This is a genomic window from Nocardia sp. AB354, from assembly GCF_049538315.1.
Taxonomy (GTDB): domain Bacteria; phylum Actinomycetota; class Actinomycetes; order Mycobacteriales; family Mycobacteriaceae; genus Nocardia; species Nocardia nova.
Genome location: NZ_JBMVFU010000027.1, coordinates 1 through 18,574 on the forward strand (window position 1 = coordinate 1; position 18,574 = coordinate 18,574).

Below are 18,574 nucleotides of genomic sequence, written 5' to 3' on the forward strand. Positions count from 1 at the left end.
GATGGGTACCCGCGTCGACCTGACCGAGGCAGCGGAGTCGTTGCTGGACAACCTGATTCGACAGCACGGCCCGGTCATGTTCCACCAGTCGGGTGGCTGTTGCGACGGTAGCGCGCCGATGTGCTTCCCGCGCGGGGAATTCCGCGTGGGCGCCTCGGATGTGCTGCTCGGCCGGGTCGGCGCCGATACCCCGTTCTGGATGAGCGCCGATCAGTACGAGTACTGGAAGCACACGTTTCTCACCGTCGATGTGGTGTCCGGGCGGGGGAGCGGATTCTCGCTCGAAGCTCCCGAGGGGGTGCGGTTCCTGATCCGGTCCCGGCTGCTCACCGATGACGAAGTGGCCGAACTCGATTCCGAGCCACCGCCGCTCACCGGGGCGGAGGCGATGAGCTGACCGACGCCGCCGGCGAGGCGGATCCGCGGGTGCACACGCACCCGCAGATCCGTCTCGCCGCGGTGCGTGCGGCGTATTCTGGCCGGGATCGTTCGCGAGTATCCGTATCGAGGTGCCGCTCCAGAAACAGTGCCCGGCCCGCGGCATCGGTGACGAGAGGGGCCGCATGTCGGCGCGTACGGCATTGTTCATCACCTGCGTCAACGACGTCATGTATCCGGGAACCGGCCGGGCGGCGGTGGCCTTGCTGCGCCGGCTCGGCGTCGAGGTCGAATTCCCGATGGCCCAGAGTTGTTGCGGCCAGATGCATGCCAACACCGGGTATCGGGCCGACACCGCGAAAATGGCCCGGCATTTCGTCTCGGTGTTCGGTGACTACGACCGGATCGTCGTGCCGTCCGCCTCGTGCGGCGCCGCGCCGCGCGAGTTCTACCGGGTGGTGGCCGAGCAGGTCGGTGACTCCGGGCTGGCTCGCGATGCCGAGGCGCTGCTCCCCAGAATCCGGGAGCTGACCGAATTCCTCACCGACGACCTGGATGTCGTCGACGTGGGCGCCTATTTCCCGCATCGGGTGACCTACCATCCGACCTGCCATTCGCTGCGCGTGCAGCGCATCGGCGACCGGCCGTACCGATTGTTGCGGGCGGTGGCCGGATTGGAGCTGATCGAATTGCCCGCGGCCGACGAATGCTGCGGATTCGGTGGCACGTTCTCGGTGAAGAACGCCGCCGCCTCCGGCGCGATGAACGCCGACAAGGCCGCCCACGTTCGCGAGACGGGCGCGAGTGTGGTGACGGCCGTGGACAATTCGTGCCTGATGAATATCGGCGGGCGCCTGGCCGCCGACGCGACGCCGGTGCGCGATCTGCATCTGGTGGAAATCCTGGCGCGCACGAAGGCCGACGGGCCGATGCCCGGGCTGCCGGTGGCCGCGGGAGCCCGCTCGTGAGTAAGAGTTTCGTGGGCTGGCCACCGTTCCCGCAGGCCGCGCGCACCGCGACCGCGGACGAACAGCTGCGTGCCACTGTGCACCGTGCCACCCGCACCATCCGCGCCAAGCGCGACGCCCTGGTGGCCGAACGCCCGGACTGGGAGGAACTGCGCACTGCCGCCGCCGCGGTCAAGGACGATGTGCTGCGCCGTCTCGACACCTATCTGGAGCGTTTGGCCGCTGCGGTGGAAGGCGCCGGGGGAGTGGTGCATTGGGCGACGGACGCGGCCGAGGCCAATGCCGTCGTCACCGAATTGGTCCTGGCCACCGGTGAAACCGAGATCGTCAAGGCCAAATCCATGCTGTCGGAGGAGATCGGGCTGGACGAGGCGCTTGCCGCGGCCGGAATCGACCCCCGCGAAACCGATCTCGCCGAGATCATCCTGCAACTGGGCGACGATCTGCCCTCCCATATCGTGGTGCCGTCGCTGCACCTGAACCGCAGCCGGATTCGCGACATCTTCCGCCGCGAGATGGGCAAGCACGGCCGCCCCGCGCCGGACGATCTGACCGACGATCCGCAGGCGCTCGCCGATGCGTCGCGGCTGCATCTGCGGGAGAAGTTCCTGCGCGCGAAGGTCGGCGTCACCGGCGCGAATTTCCTTGTCGCCGATACCGGAACGGTGGTGATGGTGGAGTCGGAGGGCAACGGGCGGATGTGCCTGACCCTGCCGGAGACGCTGATCACGGTGGCCGGCATCGAGAAGGTGATTCCGAGCTGGCGCGACCTGGAGATCTATCTGGAGTTGCTGGCCCGCAGCGCGACCGGGGAGCGGATGTCGCCGTATGTGTCGACCTGGACCGGCGTCACCGCGCAGGATGGCCCCTCGGCCTTCCACCTGGTCCTGGTCGACAACGGGCGCACCCGCGCCCTGCGCGACGAACTCGGGCGGGAAGCGTTGCGCTGCATTCGGTGTGGCGCCTGCATGAATATCTGCCCGGTCTACGAACGCACCGGCGGACAGGCCTACGGGTCGGTTTATCCGGGGCCGATCGGCGCCATCCTCAACCCGTTGCTGCAGGGTGCCGACGATCCGCAGACCGCCGCGCTGCCGTATGCCTCCGCGCTGTGCGGGGCCTGCGACGACGTCTGCCCGGTCGGCATCGATATCACCGGGAATCTGCTGGCCCTGCGCCACCGGGTGGCCGAGGGTGAGGCGGCGGTGAAACATCGCGTCGAACGGGTGGCCTTCGACGCGATGGCGGGAGTCATGAGCCATCCGGCGCTGTGGGGCGCGGCCGTGCGGTCGGCGGCGCGCATCGGCGTCACGATCCCGAAGCGGCATCTGCCCGGTCCGCTGAGCGGGTGGACCGACAGTCGGCGGGTACCCGACATTCCGGCCGAATCGTTCCGCCGCTGGTGGGCGCGCACCGAGGGCGGCCGCCACGGCGACGGACCCGGGCCGCGCGACACCGCGAACGAGGACGGGGGCCGGTCGTGAATGCGCGCGAGACGATTCTGCGGCGCATCCGCGAGGCCATCGGCGAACCGGCGGACGCGGTCACCGTGCCGCGTGACTACCTGCGGACCGCGCCGGGCGTCGACCCCGACGATCGCGCCGCGATCCTGGACCTGTTCGAACAGCGACTGCAGCGGTATGGGGCGCAGGTGCATCGGACCACGCCGGCAGGGATCGCGACGGCCGTGGATCGGGAACTGCGGCGTGCGTCGGCCCGTGTGGTGCTGACGCCACCCGGACTGCCGGACATGTGGACGGCACTGTGGGCGGACCGCTCCGAGCACCGGGTCGTGATCGACGACCCGCCCTTGACCACGCCCGAGCTGGGCGAGATCGACGCCGTCGTGACCACCTGCGCCGCGGCGATCGCGCAATCGGGCACGATCGTGCTCGACGGCGACGCCGGCCAGGGCCGCCGCGCGCCCACGCTCGTGCCCGACTGTCACGTGTGCGTGGTTCACGCGGAGCAGGTGAAATCCGCGCTGCCGGAGGTTGTTCCGCGTCTCGACCCGCGCCGGCCGACCACCTGGATCAGCGGTCCGTCGGCGACCGTGGATATCGAGATGACCCGCGTACAGGGCGTGCACGGGCCCCGGCGGTTGATCGTCGTCCTGGTCGAATGAGGGCGGGAACATCGTGAAGGTGACGGGGCCGGGTGAGCTGGCGGCGCGGATCGTGCGCGCGGCGGATGATGCGGGCGGACGCCGGTACCTGGTCGGTGTCGCCGGACCGCCGGGAGCGGGAAAGTCCACGCTGGCACAGGGTTTGGCGGATGCGGTGCGGAGGTCGGGAGTGTCCGCAGAGGTGGCGGGGATGGACGGATTCCATCTGAGCTCGGCACTGCTGCGAGATGCCGGCGCGCTCGCCCGCAAAGGGCAGCCCGATACCTTCGATGTGGCGTCGTTCGTCGCCCGGCTGCGGCGGCTGCGCGACAGTGCGATCGGCGTGCCGGTGCCGTGGCCAGTCTACGATCGGGCCCGCCACGACCCGGTCCCGGATGCGGTGGTCTTCACCGGCGAACGGGTCGCGATCGTGGAAGGGAACTACCTTCTGCTGGATCGGCCGGGATGGCGGGAGGTGCGGGAATATCTCGACGAGGTCTGGTACCTCGATGCCGAGGAAGCGGTCATCGAACAGCGCCTGCTGCGCCGGCATCTGCGCGGCGGTAAATCGCCGGATCGGGCAGAAGCCATGGTGGCCGGCAGCGATCTGCCGAATGCCCGTCTCATCGCGCGGACCGCGGACCGAGCCGACCTCGTGTTGCGCGCGGTCCGCGGCGGCTACCTCATTCGCCAGGGTCGGTGAGCCTTGGGGTGCGCGGCTCACGGAGCCGGTCTCCCCATGCGCGGGTGCCGAAGAACCGGCACGACAGGGTGGCGACCGCGGCGGCGCGGGTGAGCGCGTCGGCGAAGTCGTGGCCGCGCGAGTGGTAGGCGCAGAACGCGCCGTGCAGAATGTCCCCGGCGCCGAGCGTATCCGCGCCGTCCACCTCACCCACCGCGATCTCGCCCCGAATCCCGTTGGCGGAGTAGAGGATCGATTGCTGTCCGCGAGTGACGGCCACCGCCCGGACCCCGACCCGGTGCAGGTGGTCGAAGACGTCCTCGGCGCCCGGCGGCACGAACGAGGCCGAGCAGATCGCGATGTCGACCAGCGGCAGCAGTTGCGCGTGTTCGGGCTTCCAGCGTCCCCCGTCGAGCACCACCGGAACTCCCGCGTCGCGCGCCACCCGTGCGATGCCGAGGGCCAGTTCGATGTGATGCCCGTCGACGAGCACCACCGGCGCCTCCCGGGCGAGATCGGCGAATGCGTGGTCGAACGGCGCCTCGATCCCCGAACCGTCCAGCGAGACAATGGTTCTCGTCCCGGCGCCGGCCGCGACCACGATGGACGAGATCGGCGGCGGATCGGTGCGCCGCGCCGTGGTGTCGACGAGCTCCACGCCGTGGGACCGCAGATCGTCGCGGATCAGCGCGGTGAGCGGATGCCGGCCGACGGCGGTGAGCAGCCGGGCCCCGCCGGTCAGTATCGCGCACGCCACCGCGGCATTGGCGGCCGGTCCGCCGGCGCCCAGAAATTGGTCGCGCGCACGGGTTTTGGTGTCCTCGGCCGGATAGGCGTCGACGGCGTAGGCGAGGTCGACGGTCGTGAGACCGACGAAGAGGGGGACGTTCATCTCATCCCTTCCGCGCCGGTCCGGCCGGACGCATCATGAGCGGGCCGACGAACCGCTCCACCATCCGGCGTTCCGCGGCGGCGTCGGGCAGTGGCCAGGTGAGCAGCGACAACACCACCCTTACGATCCACTGTGCGGCATCGTCGTCCGCGGCGATTCCGGTGAGTGTGGTGGCGATGCCGCGCAGTTCGGGCGTGGCCACCACCTGGTCGCCGGTGGCGCCCGCACCGGCCACGAACGCCGACAGGGTGGGTTCGGCGCGGATCGCCGCGAGCGAGGCGAGGACGGCCTCCACCACGCGCCGCGGGCCGCGCAGCGGTGCCACGGTCGCCGCCACGCGTTCGGCGATATCCCGCGCCGCCGAGGCCGTCACGATCCGGACCAGTTCCGGCTTACCGCCGACGTGCCGGTACACGGTGGCCCGGGAGCAGCCCACGCGTTCGGCCACGTCGTCGATGCTCACTCGCTCTATTCCGCGTTCCAGGAAGAGGGCGGCGGCCGCCGCCTCGATGCGCGAGCGGGCGACGGTGCGCCGGACCCCGCCCGCAAGCCAGTCCACCTCGGTGGTTCGCATCGCCGGATACGATCCCTTCACTCTGCGGCGTCTCGAGACGAGACGATATAGCGCCATTGTCTCACGTCTGCCTCCCTCGGTATATGCGTGTGAAGTGCGTAGATAACGGCGGTCCACGTGTTCGCGCTTGTCGGCGAACGCGCGGAGGCGGTCTCCCGCGTCTCACTGTGCGACATCGATTGACACTCGTCTCCGCCGCGCGCACGGTGAACGCACCCGTTCCCGGAGGGAGTTCACCGATGACCACGACAGTGCCGGACGGATCCGAACTGTTCCTGTCCGCCCATCTCGACGATCCGTACCCGCTCTACGACCGGCTGCGCGACGAGGCGCCGGTCTACCGGGTGCCCGGCACCGGCTTTCACCTGGTGTCGTCGTGGGATCTCGTGACCGACGCGGCAGCCCGCACCACCGAGTTCTCCTCCCACCTCACCGCGGTACTGCTGCGTCATCCGGGAGCCGCTGCGACCGCCTTCGATCTCGACGGCGGCGGTCGCGCGGTGCATGTTCTCGCCACGGCCGACGATCCGTCCCACGCCGTTCACCGCAAACTCGTCTCGAGTGTGCTGGCCGGGCGCATCCGGGAACTCGCGCCGATGGCCGAGGATCTGGTCGACCGGCTCTGGTCCGAACACGTGCGCGACGGCCGCATCGACTGGGCCGCCGAGATGGCCGACCGCCTGCCGCTCGCCCTCGTCGCGGCAGTGATCGGGCTGCCCGGCGACGATGTGCCACAACTGCTCGAATGGGCCTACGACAGCACCGAAATGCTCGGTGCCGTGGTGGACGCGCACCGTCTCCCGCGACTGGTGCAGTCGGCGGCACTGCTCGCCGGCTACCTCGCCGAACAGCTGCGGCGGACGCGGGGCGCGGCGGAACCCGACGGTCCGCCACGAACCGTGCTCGACGCGCTGGCCCGCGCGTGCCGCGCCGGCACACTCACCGAGGAGGTCGCGGTGCTGATTCTCGTTCAACTGGTCGGCGCCGGCGGCGAATCCACCGCCGGCCTGATCGCCTCCGCGGCCCGAATTCTGGCCACCCGCAGCGATATTCAGCACCGGCTGCGCGCCGAACCGCACCTGATTTCCGCTTTCCTGGACGAGGTGCTGCGCCTCGAATCCCCGTTTCGCGGCCACTACCGCCACGTCACCACCGATACCCGTCTCGGGGAGGTGTCCCTGCCCGCCGGAAGCCATCTCCTGCTGTTGTGGGGCGCGGCCAATCGCGATCCGGCGATCTTCCCGGAACCGGCCGCTGTCGAGCTGCACCGTCCGAACATCAAGTCGCACACCGCCTTCGGCCGCGGGCTCCATTTCTGCGTCGGCTCGGCCCTGGCGAAACTGGAAGCCCGCACCGCGATCACGACCCTCCTCGACCGCAGCACCGACATCCGCCTCGCCGCACCGCCGCGGTGGACCCCGAGCATTCTCGTGCGCCGCCACACCACCCTGCCGCTGCTCATTCGCGGTGCGGAATAGGACACCCGTCGCGACGGGTTGTCGCGAACACAGACCCGACTCGCGAAAGGACCGTCGATGCCGACCATGACCCGTACCGAGCGTGAGAAGTTCCTCGCCGAATTGCACGTGGGGGTGATCGCCGTCGAGCGGCCCGATCGGGCGCCGCTGGCGGTGCCGATCTGGTACGGGTACGAGCCCGGCGGGGAGGTCGTACTGTGGACCGACGCCGGGACGCTGAAGGAGCGGTTGATCCGGGCCGCCGGGCGGTTCTCGATCACCGCGCAGGTGGAACAGCCGCCGTACCGGTATGTCACCGCCGAGGGCTCGGTCACCGCGATCGACGCGGCGTCGCCCGAGGTGGTCCGCGCGATCGCGGTGCGCTATCTGGGACCCGAGGAGGGGGCCGCATTCGCCGAGCAGAACCTCGGCCCGAACTCGGTGGTGATCCGGATGCGGCCCGAACGGTGGCTGAGCACCGACTACTCGAAGGAGTAGCGCGCCGAACGCAGGGAGCAGTGATCGCGCCTCGGCCGCGCCCCGCCGCCGCACTCACACGGCGAGCGCCGACTTGTTGTACTCCTCGAGCAGCCCTGCCGCGTAATTGCGCCGGTCGTTGGTCGAAAGGCCCGCGCTCTTCTCGTAGTACCTGTCGAAGGCCTCGGCCACGGTCCGGGCGTCGTTGGGGTTCGCGGTGACGGCATTGTTCGCCTGCTGATAGTCGCCACCGCGCAGTTCCTGAACCATGTAATCCAGATGGGTATGCCAGTCGCCGATATTCTCACCGGGCCTCTGCGCGAAGGCCTGGAGGCCGGAAAGCCGGTTGAAACGCCACTGGAACAGGCCCTTTGCCGATCCGTTGTCGCCGGTGGCCGAAACGTCGAATCCCGACTCGAATTTCGCGTTGGCGACGATGCCGGCGGCCTGCGCCGGTGTGAAGTGGTAGGTATCGATGAGGTACTTCATCATCGCCATCGCGGTGGGCTTTTCCGTGGTCGGAATGATCGCGGTGCCCATGGATCCCGACTGGCCGCTCCACGGAGTGCTTCCGTTGTATCCCGCCGGAGTGGCTCCCGCGGAGGGACTCGAACCGGTCGATACAGCCGGTATCGGATTGCCGGTGGAGGACGGCGGGGCGCCGCCCTTTATCTTCAGTGCCGCGGCCGCCGCCTGATCCGAGACGCCGTGGACCTTGTCGAAGGTCGTACTCAGGGTTTCCCACATGGCCTTGAACAAGCCGTCGACGATGGCTTTCGGTAGTCTCTTGTGCTCTCTGCCATTGTCGTCTTTCCAGGTCTCCGGCTTCACGTTCCAAGAGGCGTCGATCTTCGTATTCAGTTCCCGCACTGCGGTATCCACGCCCGAATAAGCGTCTGTTACAGCCTTGCCGATTCCGGCGGTGTGTTTCACGACGCCGTGGTCGTCTCGCTCGATATTGGATACGGCGTTGCTCAGCTGTTTCTTGTGACTGCCGTACTTATCGACCATCTCCGATTTGTCCTCGGGATTGGATACACCCTGGCCACGGAGTCTGTCGCGTAAGTCGGGCGCTTCCGACGGGTGGCCCGATCCGAGCGTGCGGACCTGTTCCTGAATAACCGCCTCGGCGGCATCGAAGAACGCTATCAAACCCTCTGGTGCATAGGCGGGAAGTTTGTGCAGGTCGCCCAGTCGTATGGTGCCATCGGGGCTCATCGCTGCCTCGCTTTCACCGCGGACACGCCTGGGATGACCATGATCCGCCTTCCGCCGCACGCCGGTTCATGTGCGTCACCGTCGCCGGACACGACTCGTGTCCGGGCCGACAGCACTGCCGGAAGCATAAGTCCGACACTGCGCGTGACTGCTCCCCTTGCTGGGAAGCGACCGTCAGGGAGCGATCACTCCGTCGCGCATTTCGACCATTTATTGAACGGTCCCGACACCCCGTAGTTGTCCTGTGCGCTGCTGATGGCCTTGGATTCGGCCTCTTCGGCGGTGGTGCCCCAGGTGGAGGCCCAGCCGTTGTTCTGGCCGACGACCACCGCCACGCACGCGTTGCGCGCCCACGCGGCCGGCTGTGCGCAACCGGGGCAACGGGTTTGGACCTGGTTGGTGGCGTCGTCGGAGCTGACCGTGCTGCGCGCCCAGGTCACCTTGCCGGTATCGACGTCGTAGCCCGCGGCGATCCAGACGTCGGCCGGGGTCGGCGGAGGCGGCGGGGGAGCGTTGCGGGTGGTCTCGCGGGTCGTGGGCGCGGTCGAGGTCGAATACGTCGGCGAGGGGCCGGCGCTCGTCGACCGGTCGGCGGCCGCATCGGCGTCGCTGTTCTTGTTGTGGTTGTGCACCACGATCACCGCGACGACCGCGCCCAGGACCAGGACCGCCACGACCACTGCCGCGACGATCGCCAGCACCTTGCCGCCACCCGAATTGGGTTGCGGCGCACCCGGATAGAGGTAGGGCTGCGCGCCCCCGTACTGCGGGTCGGGATACGGCTGCGGATACGGTTGCGCGCCCGGATATCCGCCTTCGGGGTAGCCGCCCGGCGGATATGCCTGCCCGTACATCGGGGGCTGATTCGGGTCCCCGGGATACGGCACGCCGGCGGGATATCCCTGTCCCGCATGCACGGTGGGATCCTGGGAACCGGGCGGCGGCCCCGGTTGCCCGCCGGGATAGGCCTGGGTCGTCGGCGCCGGCTGCCCGGGGTAGGCCTGTGTCGGCGGGGCGGGCTGTCCCGGATAGGCCTGGGTCGGCGGAGCCGGTTGCTGCGGGCCGGGCCCGCCGGGCTGTGCGCCCGGATCCGGCACGCCGCCGGGGTAGGCCCGGGTCGGCGGCGCCGGGGGTGGGCCCGGTTCGCCGGACGGCGGCTGCTGCGGGGAATCCGAACGATCGTCGGTGGCCATCGCCTACCGCGCCCGGCTCGTCGAAATGCGCTGTGTCGTGGTCGGTGTCGACATCGACCGTGCCCCCGTCCGTGCTGTGAATCGTATCGGCGAGCCACTGTAGCGCATACCTATGACGTCGATATTGCCTGAAATAGCATTCTCAAATTCGGAGAGCAATATTGCCGTTCGCCGTATTCTGTGTGCTTGGAGCCTGAGACCGGGGACGCCCGAGAGGACAGCATCGTGACCGTGCACGCCGACGACCACAGACAGCCGCGCTACGACTTCGATCGGCATGCGCCGCAGTACCGCGACAATTTCGACGCGATCACCACCGAGATGCACCGGCAGTGTCCGCTCGCGTGGTCGCCGACCTACGGCGGGCACTGGGTGGCGGCCGGCAGCCGCGAGGTGTTCAGCCTCGCGCGCTCGGAACACGTGTCGAGCGACCACGATCCGAACGGGGAGCGCCGCGGCTACCGCGGCATCACCATTCCGTTTCCCGAGACCGGGAATGTCATCCGCAACGGCATCCTCGAAATGGATCCGCCGGAGCAGCGGCTGTGGCGTCAGGCGCTCAATCCGTATCTGTCGCCGGCCGCGGTGCAGCGCTGGGTGCCGTTCGTCGACGAGGTGGTCCGGGCGAGTCTCGACGATCGGATCGAGAGCGGCCGTATCGATTTCGTCGACGACCTGGCCAATATCGTGCCGGCCGTCCTCACCCTGGCGATGCTGGGCATCCCGCTGCGCAAATGGCAGTTGTACTGCGAACCCGCGCACGCCTCGGTGTACACCCCACCGAATTCGCCCGATATCGAACGGGTTCGGCGTCAGCACGAGGCGATGGGCCTGGATCTGCTGATCAACCTCACGCAGGTGCGCGAGAATCCGCGTCCGGGAATCATCGAGGCGCTGACGCGTCTGGAGATCGACGGCGCCGCGCCGCCGGATATCGAAATCCTGGGCATGCTGGGCCTGCTGATCGGTGGCGGCTTCGACACCACCACCGCGCTGACGGCCCATGCGCTGGAATGGCTCTCGGAGCATCCGGATCAGCGGGAGATCCTCAGCGCCGAACGCGAGTTGCTGCTGAACTCGGCGACCGAGGAATTCCTCCGGTACTTCACTCCCGCACCCGGTGACGGCCGCACCATCGCCGCGGACTGCGAATACGCGGGTATCCGGCTCGAGGAAGGGGAGCGGCTGTGGCTGTCGTGGGCGATGGCCAACCGCGATCCGGAACTGTTCCCGGACCCGAACACCGTCGACCTGGATCGGAAGGGCAACCGCCACTTCAGCTTCGGTCTGGGCGTCCACCGCTGCATCGGTTCCAATGTGGCGCGCACGGTGTTCAAGCGCATGCTGGTCGCGGTGCTCGATCGGCTGCCGGATTTCCGGTGCGATCCCGGCGGCGCGGTGCACTACGACACGATCGGCGTGATCCAGGGCATGCGCCATCTGCCCGCCACGTTCACACCCGGCCCGCGGCTGGGCCCCGGACTCGACGAAACCCTGGAGACCCTGCAGCAGGTCTGCGATGAGAAGCGCCTGGCCGAGCCGGTCACCGTCCGTCGCGGCACCGCCGACCTCTGATCGCGAAAGGTGAAGCGGCCCGGCCCGGTTCACCGCACGGACCGCTGCCACCGGCCCGCTGGCACGCCCGTCGCGGGGACGGGCGTCGCGCGCTACCGGATGATCTGCCCGCCGTCCACGTTGAGGATGTGCCCGGTGACCCACGCCGCGTCGTCGGACAGGAGATACAGGCATGCCCCCACCAGATCCTGCGGGGTGCCGATCCGCTTGAGCGGCAGGCGATTCACCATGTCGTTCACGATCGAGCCCGGGGTGACGGTCTGCGTCGCCTCGGTGTTGATCGGTCCCGGCGCGATGGCGTTGATGCGGATGTTGGATCCGCCGAGTTCGACCGCCAGCTGCTGGGTGAGGCTGTTGACCCCCGCCTTGGCGAGGCCGTAGAAGTTCGAATACACCCATGCGGCGGTGGAGGACTGGTTCACGATGGACCCGCCGCCGCCCTTCGACATGTGCTGCCACACCGCGCGGGTCATGTTCAGCGCGCCGTCGAGATTCACGCTCATGAACTTCTTGTAGTAGTCCCACGGCACCGTCAGCAGCAGGTCCAACTTCATCCCGCCGTAGATGGCGGCGTTGTTGACCAGATGGTTGATCGCGCCGAACTCGTTCTGCGTGTAGTCGGCCAGGGTGGTGACCGATTCGGGATCGGAGACATCGACCGGATGGAAGACCGCGGTGGCGCCGCCGCTGCTGATCTCCTCAGCGACCTGTTTTCCCTTGTCCTCGTTGAGATCCGCGACGACGACGGTGGCGCCCTCGCCGGCCAGTGCCCTCGCGTATTCGGCGCCGATGCCCTGGGCCGCGCCGGTGACGATCGCGACGCGATCGGTGAAACGAGCCATGAGTTGTCTTCTCCTGTCGATAATTCGCGACGAGGTCGCGTGCTGTCTATTTCTGCGCGGTGGCGACGAGCTTGGTTTCGAGGTACTCCTCGAATCCGGCGACACCGAGTTCGCGGCCGATGCCGGACTGTTTGTAGCCGCCGAACGGAGCGTCGGCGCTGTACCAGATACCGCCGTTGACGCCCAGGGTTCCGGTCCGGACACCGTTGACCACGTGGTCGATTCGCGCCTGGTCGGTGCCCCACACCTCGCCCGAGAGCCCGTAGGGCGATTCGTTGGCCAGCCGGATGGCGTCGTCGTCGCCGTCGTGCGGGATCACCACCAGCACCGGGCCGAAGACCTCCTCCTGCGCCACGGTCGAGGTGTTGGACACTCCGCTGATCAGGGTGGGTTCGATGAAGAACCCACGGTCGCGATCGGGACTGCCCCCGCCGGTGACGATGGTGCCGCCCTCGGCGCGTGCGATATCGATGTAGCGCCGCACGCGGTCGCGCTGCCGCGCCGAGATGACCGGCCCGCAGACGGTGCCCGGCTCGTTCGGATCACCCGGGACGATGCCGCCCATCGACTTCGCCGCCGCGGCGACCGCCGTGTCGTACTGCTCGCGCGGAACCAGCAGGCGAGTGGTGAGCGCGCAACCCTGGCCGGCGTGGACGCAGACGGTGAACCCCGCGTAGCTCGCCGCGGCGGCCACATCGGTGTCGTCCAGAACGATGAAGGCCGACTTCCCGCCGAGTTCGAGAAAGACCTTCTTCAGGCTCTGCGCCGCACCGGCCATGATGGTCCGGCCCGTCTGCGTCGATCCGGTGAACGAGATCATGTCCACCCGCGGATCGGTGACCAGCTGGGCGCCGAGCTGATGGTCGTCGGAGGTGACGATATTGATCACGCCGGCCGGAATGTCGGTGTGTTCGGCGATCACCGTGCCGACCAGCGCGGCGACCCACGGGGTGTCGGGAGCCGGTTTGAGTACCACGGTGCATCCGGCGGCCAGGGCGGGGCCGAGTTTGGCGAAGTTGATCTGATGCGGGAAATTCCACGGCGTGATGGCGCCGACCACGCCGATCGGCTCCCGGCGCAGCGTGCGCGCCGTCGGGATTCCCATCGGCTTCGCGACGCCGAGATCGCTGACCCACTCGTAACTTTCGGCCAGGTCGGCGAAATAGCCGAGGTCGCCGATCGGGCCCTCCAGTTGTGGGCCGCTGGTGAGCATGCGCGGGGCGCCCACCTCGGCGATGGTGATCTCGCGCAGTTCCTCGATGTTGTCGCGCAGCGCGTCGCGCAGTTGCCGCAGGCACCGGGCGCGGAACGCGTGATCGCGCGACCACTCGGTGTTGTCGAAGGCCGCGCGGGCGGCGGCGATGGCCGCGTCCATATCGGCGGCGTCGGCATTGGCGGCCTGGCCGAGGATCTCCTCGGTCGCCGGATTGACCGTCGCGAACACCCCCGCGCCGCCGGCGACCAGTTTGCCGTCGATCAGAAGCCGGGATCCCTCGCCTGGGGGGAGCAGTTTCGTCATTCGCCTCTCCGATAGGGCTGTCTGGACACCTGTACGGAATATAGTTTGGACGGAGCTGTGAATACAAGAACGTGTTGCAGACTGATCGAGTCGGCGAGAGGCGGTACCGGCAATGACCGGAGATGCGGCGGTGGCCGGTAAGGCGGCGATCGTGGTGGGTGGCGGCAGCGGCATCGGCCGGGCCGTCGCCGTCGAACTGGCGCGCCAGGGCGCGGGGGTGGTGGTCAATTCCCGGAGCGAGGCGGCGGTGGCCGCGGTGGTGGACGACATTCGCGCGCCGGGCGGTCGCGCCGTCGCGGTCGCGGGCTCGGCCGCGGACGAAACGATCGCGGACGCGCTGGTGAGCCGGTGCGTCGAAAGTTTCGGTGCCGTCGATGTTCTCGTCAACTGTGCCGGCATCGCCGAACCCGCGCACTCCTCGATCCTCGATATCTCCACCGCGGACTGGCGAGCCCAGCTCGATTCCCACCTGACCACGGTGTTCAACACCTGCCGCGCGGTGGCGCCGCTGATGGTGGCCCGCGGCGCCGGCTCGATCGTCAACACCGGCTCGTTCGCCTATCTCGGCGACTACGGCGGCACCGGCTATCCGGCCGGAAAAGGCGCGGTCGCGAGCCTGACGCTGGCCATGGCCGCGGAGCTGAAAGAGCATGGTATCCGGGTGAACGCCATCTGCCCGGGGGCCAGGACGCGACTGTCCACCGGACCGGAATACGAGGCGAAGATCGCCGAGCTGCGCGAGCGGGGGCTGCTCGACGAGTTCACCGCGCAGTCGTCGCTGGACGCGCCGCCGCCCGATTACGCGGCCGCGCTGTATGTCTATCTCGCCTCCGATCTCGCCACCGCGACGGGCGAGATCTTCGTTGCGGCAGGCGGATTCGTCGGTCGCTTCGCCCGGCCGAAGCTCGAGTCGATCGGTTATCGCGACCATGCGGAAACTCCGCCGTGGTCGGTGGCCGAGCTGCGGCCGCTGTTCGGCGAGGGATCGTGAAGCCGATGGTGGAGCTCGGGCTCGCCCATTGTCCGGATTCCGGTCCGGTGGTAGCGTCCAGACACATGTCCAGTCCTGTGTCTCGGTTGGCGGTGTGCGGATGAGGCTTCATGTGAACGCGTTATATTTCGAGAGGTGGGTGTGATGACTGTGGCGTCTGCGCAACCGGTCGTGTTCGATCCCTACGACTACCGCTTCCACGAGGATCCGTATCCGGTGTATCGGCGGCTGCGCACGGAGGCGCCGCTGTACTACAACCCGGACCTGGACTTCTGGGCGCTGTCGCGCCACGCCGACGTGACGGCCGCATTCCGCGACGCCACCCGCCTGTCCAGTGCCAACGGCGTCTCCCTGGACCCGGCCGCGTGGGGCCCGCACGCGCACAAGACCATGTCTTTTCTCGCCATGGACGATCCGCGCCACCTGCGCATGCGCCAGCTGGTCAACAAGGGCTTCACGCCGCGCCGGATCGCCGGTATGGGCGATCGGATCCGGGAACTGACGTTGCAGCACCTGGAACCCGCGCTCGAGCAGGGCAGTTTCGACTGGATCGAGGATTTCGCGGGCAAGCTGCCCATGGACGTCATCTCCGACATGATGGGCGTGCCCGAACCCGATCGCGCCGAGATCCGCCGGATGGCCGACCTGGTGGTGCACCGCGAGGAGGGTGTGCTCGACGTGCCGGAGGCGGCCATCGAGGCCTCGCTGAATCTGGTCGTCTACTACTCCGACATGGTCGCCCAGCGCCGCCGCAGCCGCACCGAGGACCTGACCTCGGCGCTGCTCGACGCGGAGATCGACGGTGACAAACTCACCGACGACGAGATCATCGGCTTCATGTTCCTCATGGTTGTGGCCGGAAACGAGACCACCACCAAACTGCTCGGCAACGCGCTGTACTGGGCCGGCCGCAACCCCGAACAGTTCGCCAAGGTCGTCGCCGACGGCGACCTGGTGCCGGACTGGGTCGAGGAGACGCTGCGCTACGACAATTCGAGTCAGATGGTGGCGCGCTCCTCGGTCGTCGATGTGCCGTTCGAACACGGGGTGATCCCCGCCGGTTCGAAGGTGGTGTTGCTCATCGGCTCCGCCAATCGCGACGACGCGGTCTTCACCGACGGCGATCGCTACGACATCGAACGCACCGACAAGAGCGCGCTGGCCAGTTTCGGCGGCGGCGTGCACTTCTGCCTGGGCGCGCATCTGGCCCGGCTGGAGACGGTTGTCGCCCTGCGCGAGTTCGCCTCCCGCGTCCGGGAGTACTCGATCGACGAGTCCGCCATGGAGCGGGTGCATTCTACCAATGTCCGGGGGTTCGCGAAACTCCCTGTCACCGTGGAGGTTTCATAGTATGCCGCGTTTCGATCCGCACCCGGATGTGCGACCGGTTCTCATCGCCGGGGCGTCGTCGGGAATCGGCGCCGCGACCGCGATCATGCTGGCCGAGGCCGGATTCCCGGTGGCGCTCGGTGCGCGCCGGGTGGAGACCTGCCGCGAACTGGCCGACAAGATCACCGCCAACGGCGGCACCGCCTTCGCGGGTTCGCTCGACGTGACCGACGATGCCTCGGTCGACGCCTTCGTCACTGCCGCCGAGGAGGCGCTGGGGCCCATCGAGGTCGCGGTATCCGGCGCCGGGGACATCGAATTCGGTCTGGCCCACGAGATGGAACCGCAGACCTTCCTGAAGCAGGTCGACGTCCATCTGGTGGGTGCGCAACGGCTGGCCCATCGCATCCTGCCGGGCATGATCTCCCGGCGCCGCGGCGATTTCGTCTTCATCGGCTCCGACTGCGCCGACCAGGTCCGCCCCCGCAACGGCGCCTACAACGCCGCCAAGACCGGACTCGAGGCGATGGCCCGCCAGCTGCGAATGGAGTTGGAGGGCACCGGTGTTCGCGCCTCGATCGTGCGGCCGGGCGCGACCCAGACCGGAATGGGGATGAACGCCGCACCCGAGCAGGTCGGCCCACTGCTCGACGACTGGGTGAAATGGGGCTTCGCCCGCCACCCCTTCTTCCTGCGCGCCTCCGACCTCGCCGCCGCGATCGCCGCGGTGGTCAACACACCGCGCGGCGCGCATCTGGTGCTGGTCGAGGTGCAGCCGGAAGCCCCGTTGCGCGAGCCGGAGCAGGCCGACAAGGGGGAACAGAGCTGATGCGTATCGGAGTGGATCTGGACCTGTGTCAGGGCCACGCGATGTGCCAGGCCGAGGCGCCGGACTACTTCGACGTGCCCAAACACGGCAAGGTCGAAATCGTGCGGCCCGAGGTGGACGAGGCCGACCGCGCGGATGTGGAGAACGCGGTGCGGTACTGCCCGACCCAGGCACTCTCGATCGTGCGGGACCAGTGATGGGCGCGGCCGTCCGGGAAGGGGAGCGCTCGTGATCAGGGTGATCCAGTGGGCGACCGGTGGAGTGGGTCGCGCCGCGATCGAAGGCGTCCTCGACCATCCGGAGCTGGAACTCGTGGGCGCCTGGGTGCACAGCCCGGACAAGCACGGCGCGGACCTCGGCGTGCTTGTCGGCCGCGAACCCGTGGGCGTCACCGCCACCACCGATGCCGAGGCCCTGCTCGCCCTCGACGCCGACTGCGTGATCTACAGCCCGGTCTTCGCCGATACCTCGGTGCTGCGCGCGATCCTGCGTTCGGGCAAGAACGTCGTGACCCCGCTGGGCTGGTTCTATCCCCGGCAGCGCGACCGCGAGAAGTTCGACGCGGTCTGCGCCGAGGGCGGAGTCACGTTGCACGGCACCGGCATTCACCCCGGCGGCCTCACCGAACGGTTGCCGCTGGTGGTCTCCGCGCTGTCGGGTTCGGTGACCGGCGTCCGAGCCGAGGAATTCTCCGATATCCGCACCTACGGCGCTCCGGATGTGGTGCGGCACTGGATGATGTTCGGCGCCGATCCGGAGAAGGCCGCGGGAAGCACCGTCGCGGCGATGCTGGCCGGCGGCTACAGCCAGTCGGTGTGGATGATCGCCGACGAACTGGGATTCGATCTGGATCCCGATATCCGCACCACCCACGACATCGCGGTCGCCACCGCGCCGATCGACTCGCCGATCGGCGTCATCGAGCCGGGACAGGTTGCAGCCCAGCGCTTTCGGTGGGAAGGCACGGTCGACGGCGAACCGGTGATCACGGCGGCGGTCAACTGGTTCATGGGTGAGCGGAACTTCGACCCGGCGTGGAGCTTCGGGCCGAACGGTCAGCGGTTCGAGGTCGAGGTGCGCGGCGACCCCGGCTGTGTGCTGACGCTGTCCGGCTTGCACGCCCACGATCCGGCCGAGGGGGCCCGGCGCAATCCCTCGATCGTCGCCACGGCGCTGAACTGTGTGAACGCGATCCCCTATGTCGTGGCGGCCGAACCGGGCGTGCGCACCTATCTCGATCTGCCGCTGCCGGCGGGGCGGGCCGCGCCGCGTCTGCATCGCGACCGGAGAACCGAGGTGAGCGGATGAACGAAACCCGCCGTTGAATTCCCGGGTGCCACTCGGGTTTTCGCCGACCGAACAGTGCGATACAGACCAATAGCGTAGAGCGATGCGCGCCCGGACGATCGGGAAATCCCGCCGATCGGGCGGTTTTTCGTCTGCTCGAAATAGTTTTGTCATAACTTCTGTTTTTCCGGAATGCGCGCATCCGCAGCTCTTTTCCACTGCAATGCAACGTGTTCTAATCAAGGAAGAACACGTTTCG

General features: G+C 68.4%; 19 protein-coding genes. 13 read left to right on the plus strand and 6 right to left on the minus strand.

What is annotated here, in order from left to right; translation table 11 throughout:
* The first annotated feature begins 1 nt into the window (after position 1).
* From ACPCUW_RS29125 to ACPCUW_RS29145, 5 genes are all read left to right on the plus strand, one after another.
* Positions 2 to 397: a DUF779 domain-containing protein gene (locus tag ACPCUW_RS29125; RefSeq protein ID WP_063014446.1), complete on the plus strand. Its 396-nt coding sequence runs from the start codon at positions 2 to 4 to the stop codon at positions 395 to 397.
* A gap of 166 nt (positions 398 to 563) precedes the next feature.
* Positions 564 to 1,346, plus strand: a complete 783-nt coding sequence (locus tag ACPCUW_RS29130) for a (Fe-S)-binding protein (RefSeq protein ID WP_063014448.1) — start codon at positions 564 to 566, stop codon at positions 1,344 to 1,346.
* Positions 1,343 to 2,830 carry a lactate utilization protein B gene (locus ACPCUW_RS29135; RefSeq protein ID WP_423428381.1) on the plus strand — a complete coding sequence of 496 codons (1,488 nt, stop codon included), beginning with the start codon at positions 1,343 to 1,345 and terminating at the stop codon, positions 2,828 to 2,830. The genes ACPCUW_RS29130 and ACPCUW_RS29135 overlap by 4 nt, the downstream gene beginning before the upstream one ends.
* The gene (locus tag ACPCUW_RS29140; RefSeq protein ID WP_423428383.1) at positions 2,827 to 3,471 is read left to right on the plus strand and encodes a LutC/YkgG family protein; all 645 of its coding nucleotides are present in this window, start codon (positions 2,827 to 2,829) and stop codon (positions 3,469 to 3,471) included. Before ACPCUW_RS29135 ends, ACPCUW_RS29140 begins: the two co-directional genes overlap by 4 nt.
* A gap of 13 nt (positions 3,472 to 3,484) precedes the next feature.
* Positions 3,485 to 4,153: a nucleoside/nucleotide kinase family protein gene (locus ACPCUW_RS29145; protein ID WP_423428384.1), complete on the plus strand. Its 669-nt coding sequence runs from the start codon at positions 3,485 to 3,487 to the stop codon at positions 4,151 to 4,153.
* Here the strand turns inward: ACPCUW_RS29145 and ACPCUW_RS29150 are convergent.
* On the minus strand, positions 4,134 to 5,024 hold the full coding sequence (locus ACPCUW_RS29150) for a PfkB family carbohydrate kinase (protein ID WP_423428385.1): 891 nt from the start codon (positions 5,022 to 5,024) through the stop codon (positions 4,134 to 4,136). The genes ACPCUW_RS29145 and ACPCUW_RS29150 overlap by 20 nt on opposite strands.
* A 1-nt stretch (position 5,025) precedes the next feature.
* Positions 5,026 to 5,598: a TetR/AcrR family transcriptional regulator gene (locus ACPCUW_RS29155; protein WP_423428387.1), complete on the minus strand. Its 573-nt coding sequence runs from the start codon at positions 5,596 to 5,598 to the stop codon at positions 5,026 to 5,028.
* A 239-nt stretch (positions 5,599 to 5,837) separates the two neighbouring features.
* Between ACPCUW_RS29155 and ACPCUW_RS29160 the strand changes: the two genes are divergently transcribed.
* Positions 5,838 to 7,076 (plus strand): cytochrome P450, encoded by a 1,239-nt coding sequence (locus ACPCUW_RS29160; protein ID WP_423428388.1) that lies wholly within the window; start codon positions 5,838 to 5,840, stop codon positions 7,074 to 7,076.
* Positions 7,077 to 7,133: 57 nt separating this feature from the next.
* Entirely contained in the window at positions 7,134 to 7,553 is a 420-nt protein-coding gene (locus ACPCUW_RS29165; RefSeq protein ID WP_423428389.1) for a pyridoxamine 5'-phosphate oxidase family protein, read from the plus strand.
* A 54-nt stretch (positions 7,554 to 7,607) separates the two neighbouring features.
* Here the strand turns inward: ACPCUW_RS29165 and ACPCUW_RS29170 are convergent, their stop codons facing one another.
* Together ACPCUW_RS29170 and ACPCUW_RS29175 are read right to left on the minus strand one after the other, a co-directional pair.
* Complete coding sequence (locus ACPCUW_RS29170) at positions 7,608 to 8,750, minus strand: phage tail tip lysozyme (protein ID WP_423428390.1); 1,143 nt, start codon at positions 8,748 to 8,750, stop codon at positions 7,608 to 7,610.
* A 185-nt stretch (positions 8,751 to 8,935) separates the two neighbouring features.
* On the minus strand, positions 8,936 to 9,943 hold the full coding sequence (locus ACPCUW_RS29175) for a DUF4189 domain-containing protein (protein ID WP_423428391.1): 1,008 nt from the start codon (positions 9,941 to 9,943) through the stop codon (positions 8,936 to 8,938).
* 222 nt (positions 9,944 to 10,165) lie between these two features.
* Here ACPCUW_RS29175 and ACPCUW_RS29180 point away from each other — a divergent pair, with 222 nt between their 5' ends.
* Positions 10,166 to 11,518, plus strand: a complete 1,353-nt coding sequence (locus ACPCUW_RS29180; protein WP_423428507.1) for a cytochrome P450 — start codon at positions 10,166 to 10,168, stop codon at positions 11,516 to 11,518.
* 92 nt (positions 11,519 to 11,610) lie between these two features.
* Here ACPCUW_RS29180 and ACPCUW_RS29185 read toward each other — a convergent pair whose 3' ends face one another.
* Both ACPCUW_RS29185 and ACPCUW_RS29190 read right to left on the minus strand, forming a co-directional pair.
* Entirely contained in the window at positions 11,611 to 12,360 is a 750-nt protein-coding gene (locus tag ACPCUW_RS29185; RefSeq protein WP_030515733.1) for an SDR family oxidoreductase, read from the minus strand.
* Between the two features lie 46 nt (positions 12,361 to 12,406).
* Positions 12,407 to 13,879, minus strand: coding sequence for an aldehyde dehydrogenase (locus ACPCUW_RS29190; RefSeq protein ID WP_423428393.1), 1,473 nt, complete (start codon positions 13,877 to 13,879; stop codon positions 12,407 to 12,409).
* A gap of 112 nt (positions 13,880 to 13,991) precedes the next feature.
* On the opposite strand from ACPCUW_RS29190, the gene ACPCUW_RS29195 reads away from it, so the two are divergent.
* From ACPCUW_RS29195 to ACPCUW_RS29215, 5 genes are all read left to right on the plus strand, one after another.
* Positions 13,992 to 14,870: an SDR family NAD(P)-dependent oxidoreductase gene (locus tag ACPCUW_RS29195; RefSeq protein ID WP_423428395.1), complete on the plus strand. Its 879-nt coding sequence runs from the start codon at positions 13,992 to 13,994 to the stop codon at positions 14,868 to 14,870.
* Between the two features lie 144 nt (positions 14,871 to 15,014).
* A complete protein-coding gene (locus ACPCUW_RS29200; RefSeq protein WP_063014570.1) occupies positions 15,015 to 16,220 on the plus strand; it encodes a cytochrome P450 in 1,206 nt (401 codons plus the stop codon).
* A gap of 1 nt (position 16,221) precedes the next feature.
* Positions 16,222 to 17,028, plus strand: coding sequence for an SDR family oxidoreductase (locus ACPCUW_RS29205; RefSeq protein ID WP_423428397.1), 807 nt, complete (start codon positions 16,222 to 16,224; stop codon positions 17,026 to 17,028).
* Entirely contained in the window at positions 17,028 to 17,225 is a 198-nt protein-coding gene (locus ACPCUW_RS29210) for a ferredoxin (protein WP_423428398.1), read from the plus strand. Before ACPCUW_RS29205 ends, ACPCUW_RS29210 begins: the two co-directional genes overlap by 1 nt.
* A gap of 31 nt (positions 17,226 to 17,256) precedes the next feature.
* Positions 17,257 to 18,336, plus strand: coding sequence for a dihydrodipicolinate reductase (locus tag ACPCUW_RS29215; RefSeq protein WP_423428400.1), 1,080 nt, complete (start codon positions 17,257 to 17,259; stop codon positions 18,334 to 18,336).
* The last annotated feature ends 238 nt before the right edge of the window (positions 18,337 to 18,574 follow it).

Excerpts from the sequence above, each read along its gene's own strand:
- ACPCUW_RS29160 (WP_423428388.1), top strand. The coding sequence starts at position 5,838 with ATGACCACGACAGTGCCGGACGGATCCGAACTGTTCCTGTCCGCCCAT.
- ACPCUW_RS29155 (WP_423428387.1), bottom strand. The coding sequence starts at position 5,598 with ATGCGAACCACCGAGGTGGACTGGCTTGCGGGCGGGGTCCGGCGCACC.
- ACPCUW_RS29130 (WP_063014448.1), top strand. The coding sequence starts at position 564 with ATGTCGGCGCGTACGGCATTGTTCATCACCTGCGTCAACGACGTCATG.
- ACPCUW_RS29210 (WP_423428398.1), top strand. The coding sequence starts at position 17,028 with ATGCGTATCGGAGTGGATCTGGACCTGTGTCAGGGCCACGCGATGTGC.
- ACPCUW_RS29170 (WP_423428390.1), bottom strand. The coding sequence starts at position 8,750 with ATGAGCCCCGATGGCACCATACGACTGGGCGACCTGCACAAACTTCCC.
- ACPCUW_RS29200 (WP_063014570.1), top strand. The coding sequence starts at position 15,015 with ATGACTGTGGCGTCTGCGCAACCGGTCGTGTTCGATCCCTACGACTAC.
- ACPCUW_RS29205 (WP_423428397.1), top strand. The coding sequence starts at position 16,222 with ATGCCGCGTTTCGATCCGCACCCGGATGTGCGACCGGTTCTCATCGCC.
- ACPCUW_RS29165 (WP_423428389.1), top strand. The coding sequence starts at position 7,134 with ATGCCGACCATGACCCGTACCGAGCGTGAGAAGTTCCTCGCCGAATTG.
- ACPCUW_RS29125 (WP_063014446.1), top strand. The coding sequence starts at position 2 with ATGGGTACCCGCGTCGACCTGACCGAGGCAGCGGAGTCGTTGCTGGAC.
- ACPCUW_RS29150 (WP_423428385.1), bottom strand. The coding sequence starts at position 5,024 with ATGAACGTCCCCCTCTTCGTCGGTCTCACGACCGTCGACCTCGCCTAC.
- ACPCUW_RS29175 (WP_423428391.1), bottom strand. The coding sequence starts at position 9,943 with ATGGCCACCGACGATCGTTCGGATTCCCCGCAGCAGCCGCCGTCCGGC.
- ACPCUW_RS29185 (WP_030515733.1), bottom strand. The coding sequence starts at position 12,360 with ATGGCTCGTTTCACCGATCGCGTCGCGATCGTCACCGGCGCGGCCCAG.
- ACPCUW_RS29195 (WP_423428395.1), top strand. The coding sequence starts at position 13,992 with ATGACCGGAGATGCGGCGGTGGCCGGTAAGGCGGCGATCGTGGTGGGT.
- ACPCUW_RS29190 (WP_423428393.1), bottom strand. The coding sequence starts at position 13,879 with ATGACGAAACTGCTCCCCCCAGGCGAGGGATCCCGGCTTCTGATCGAC.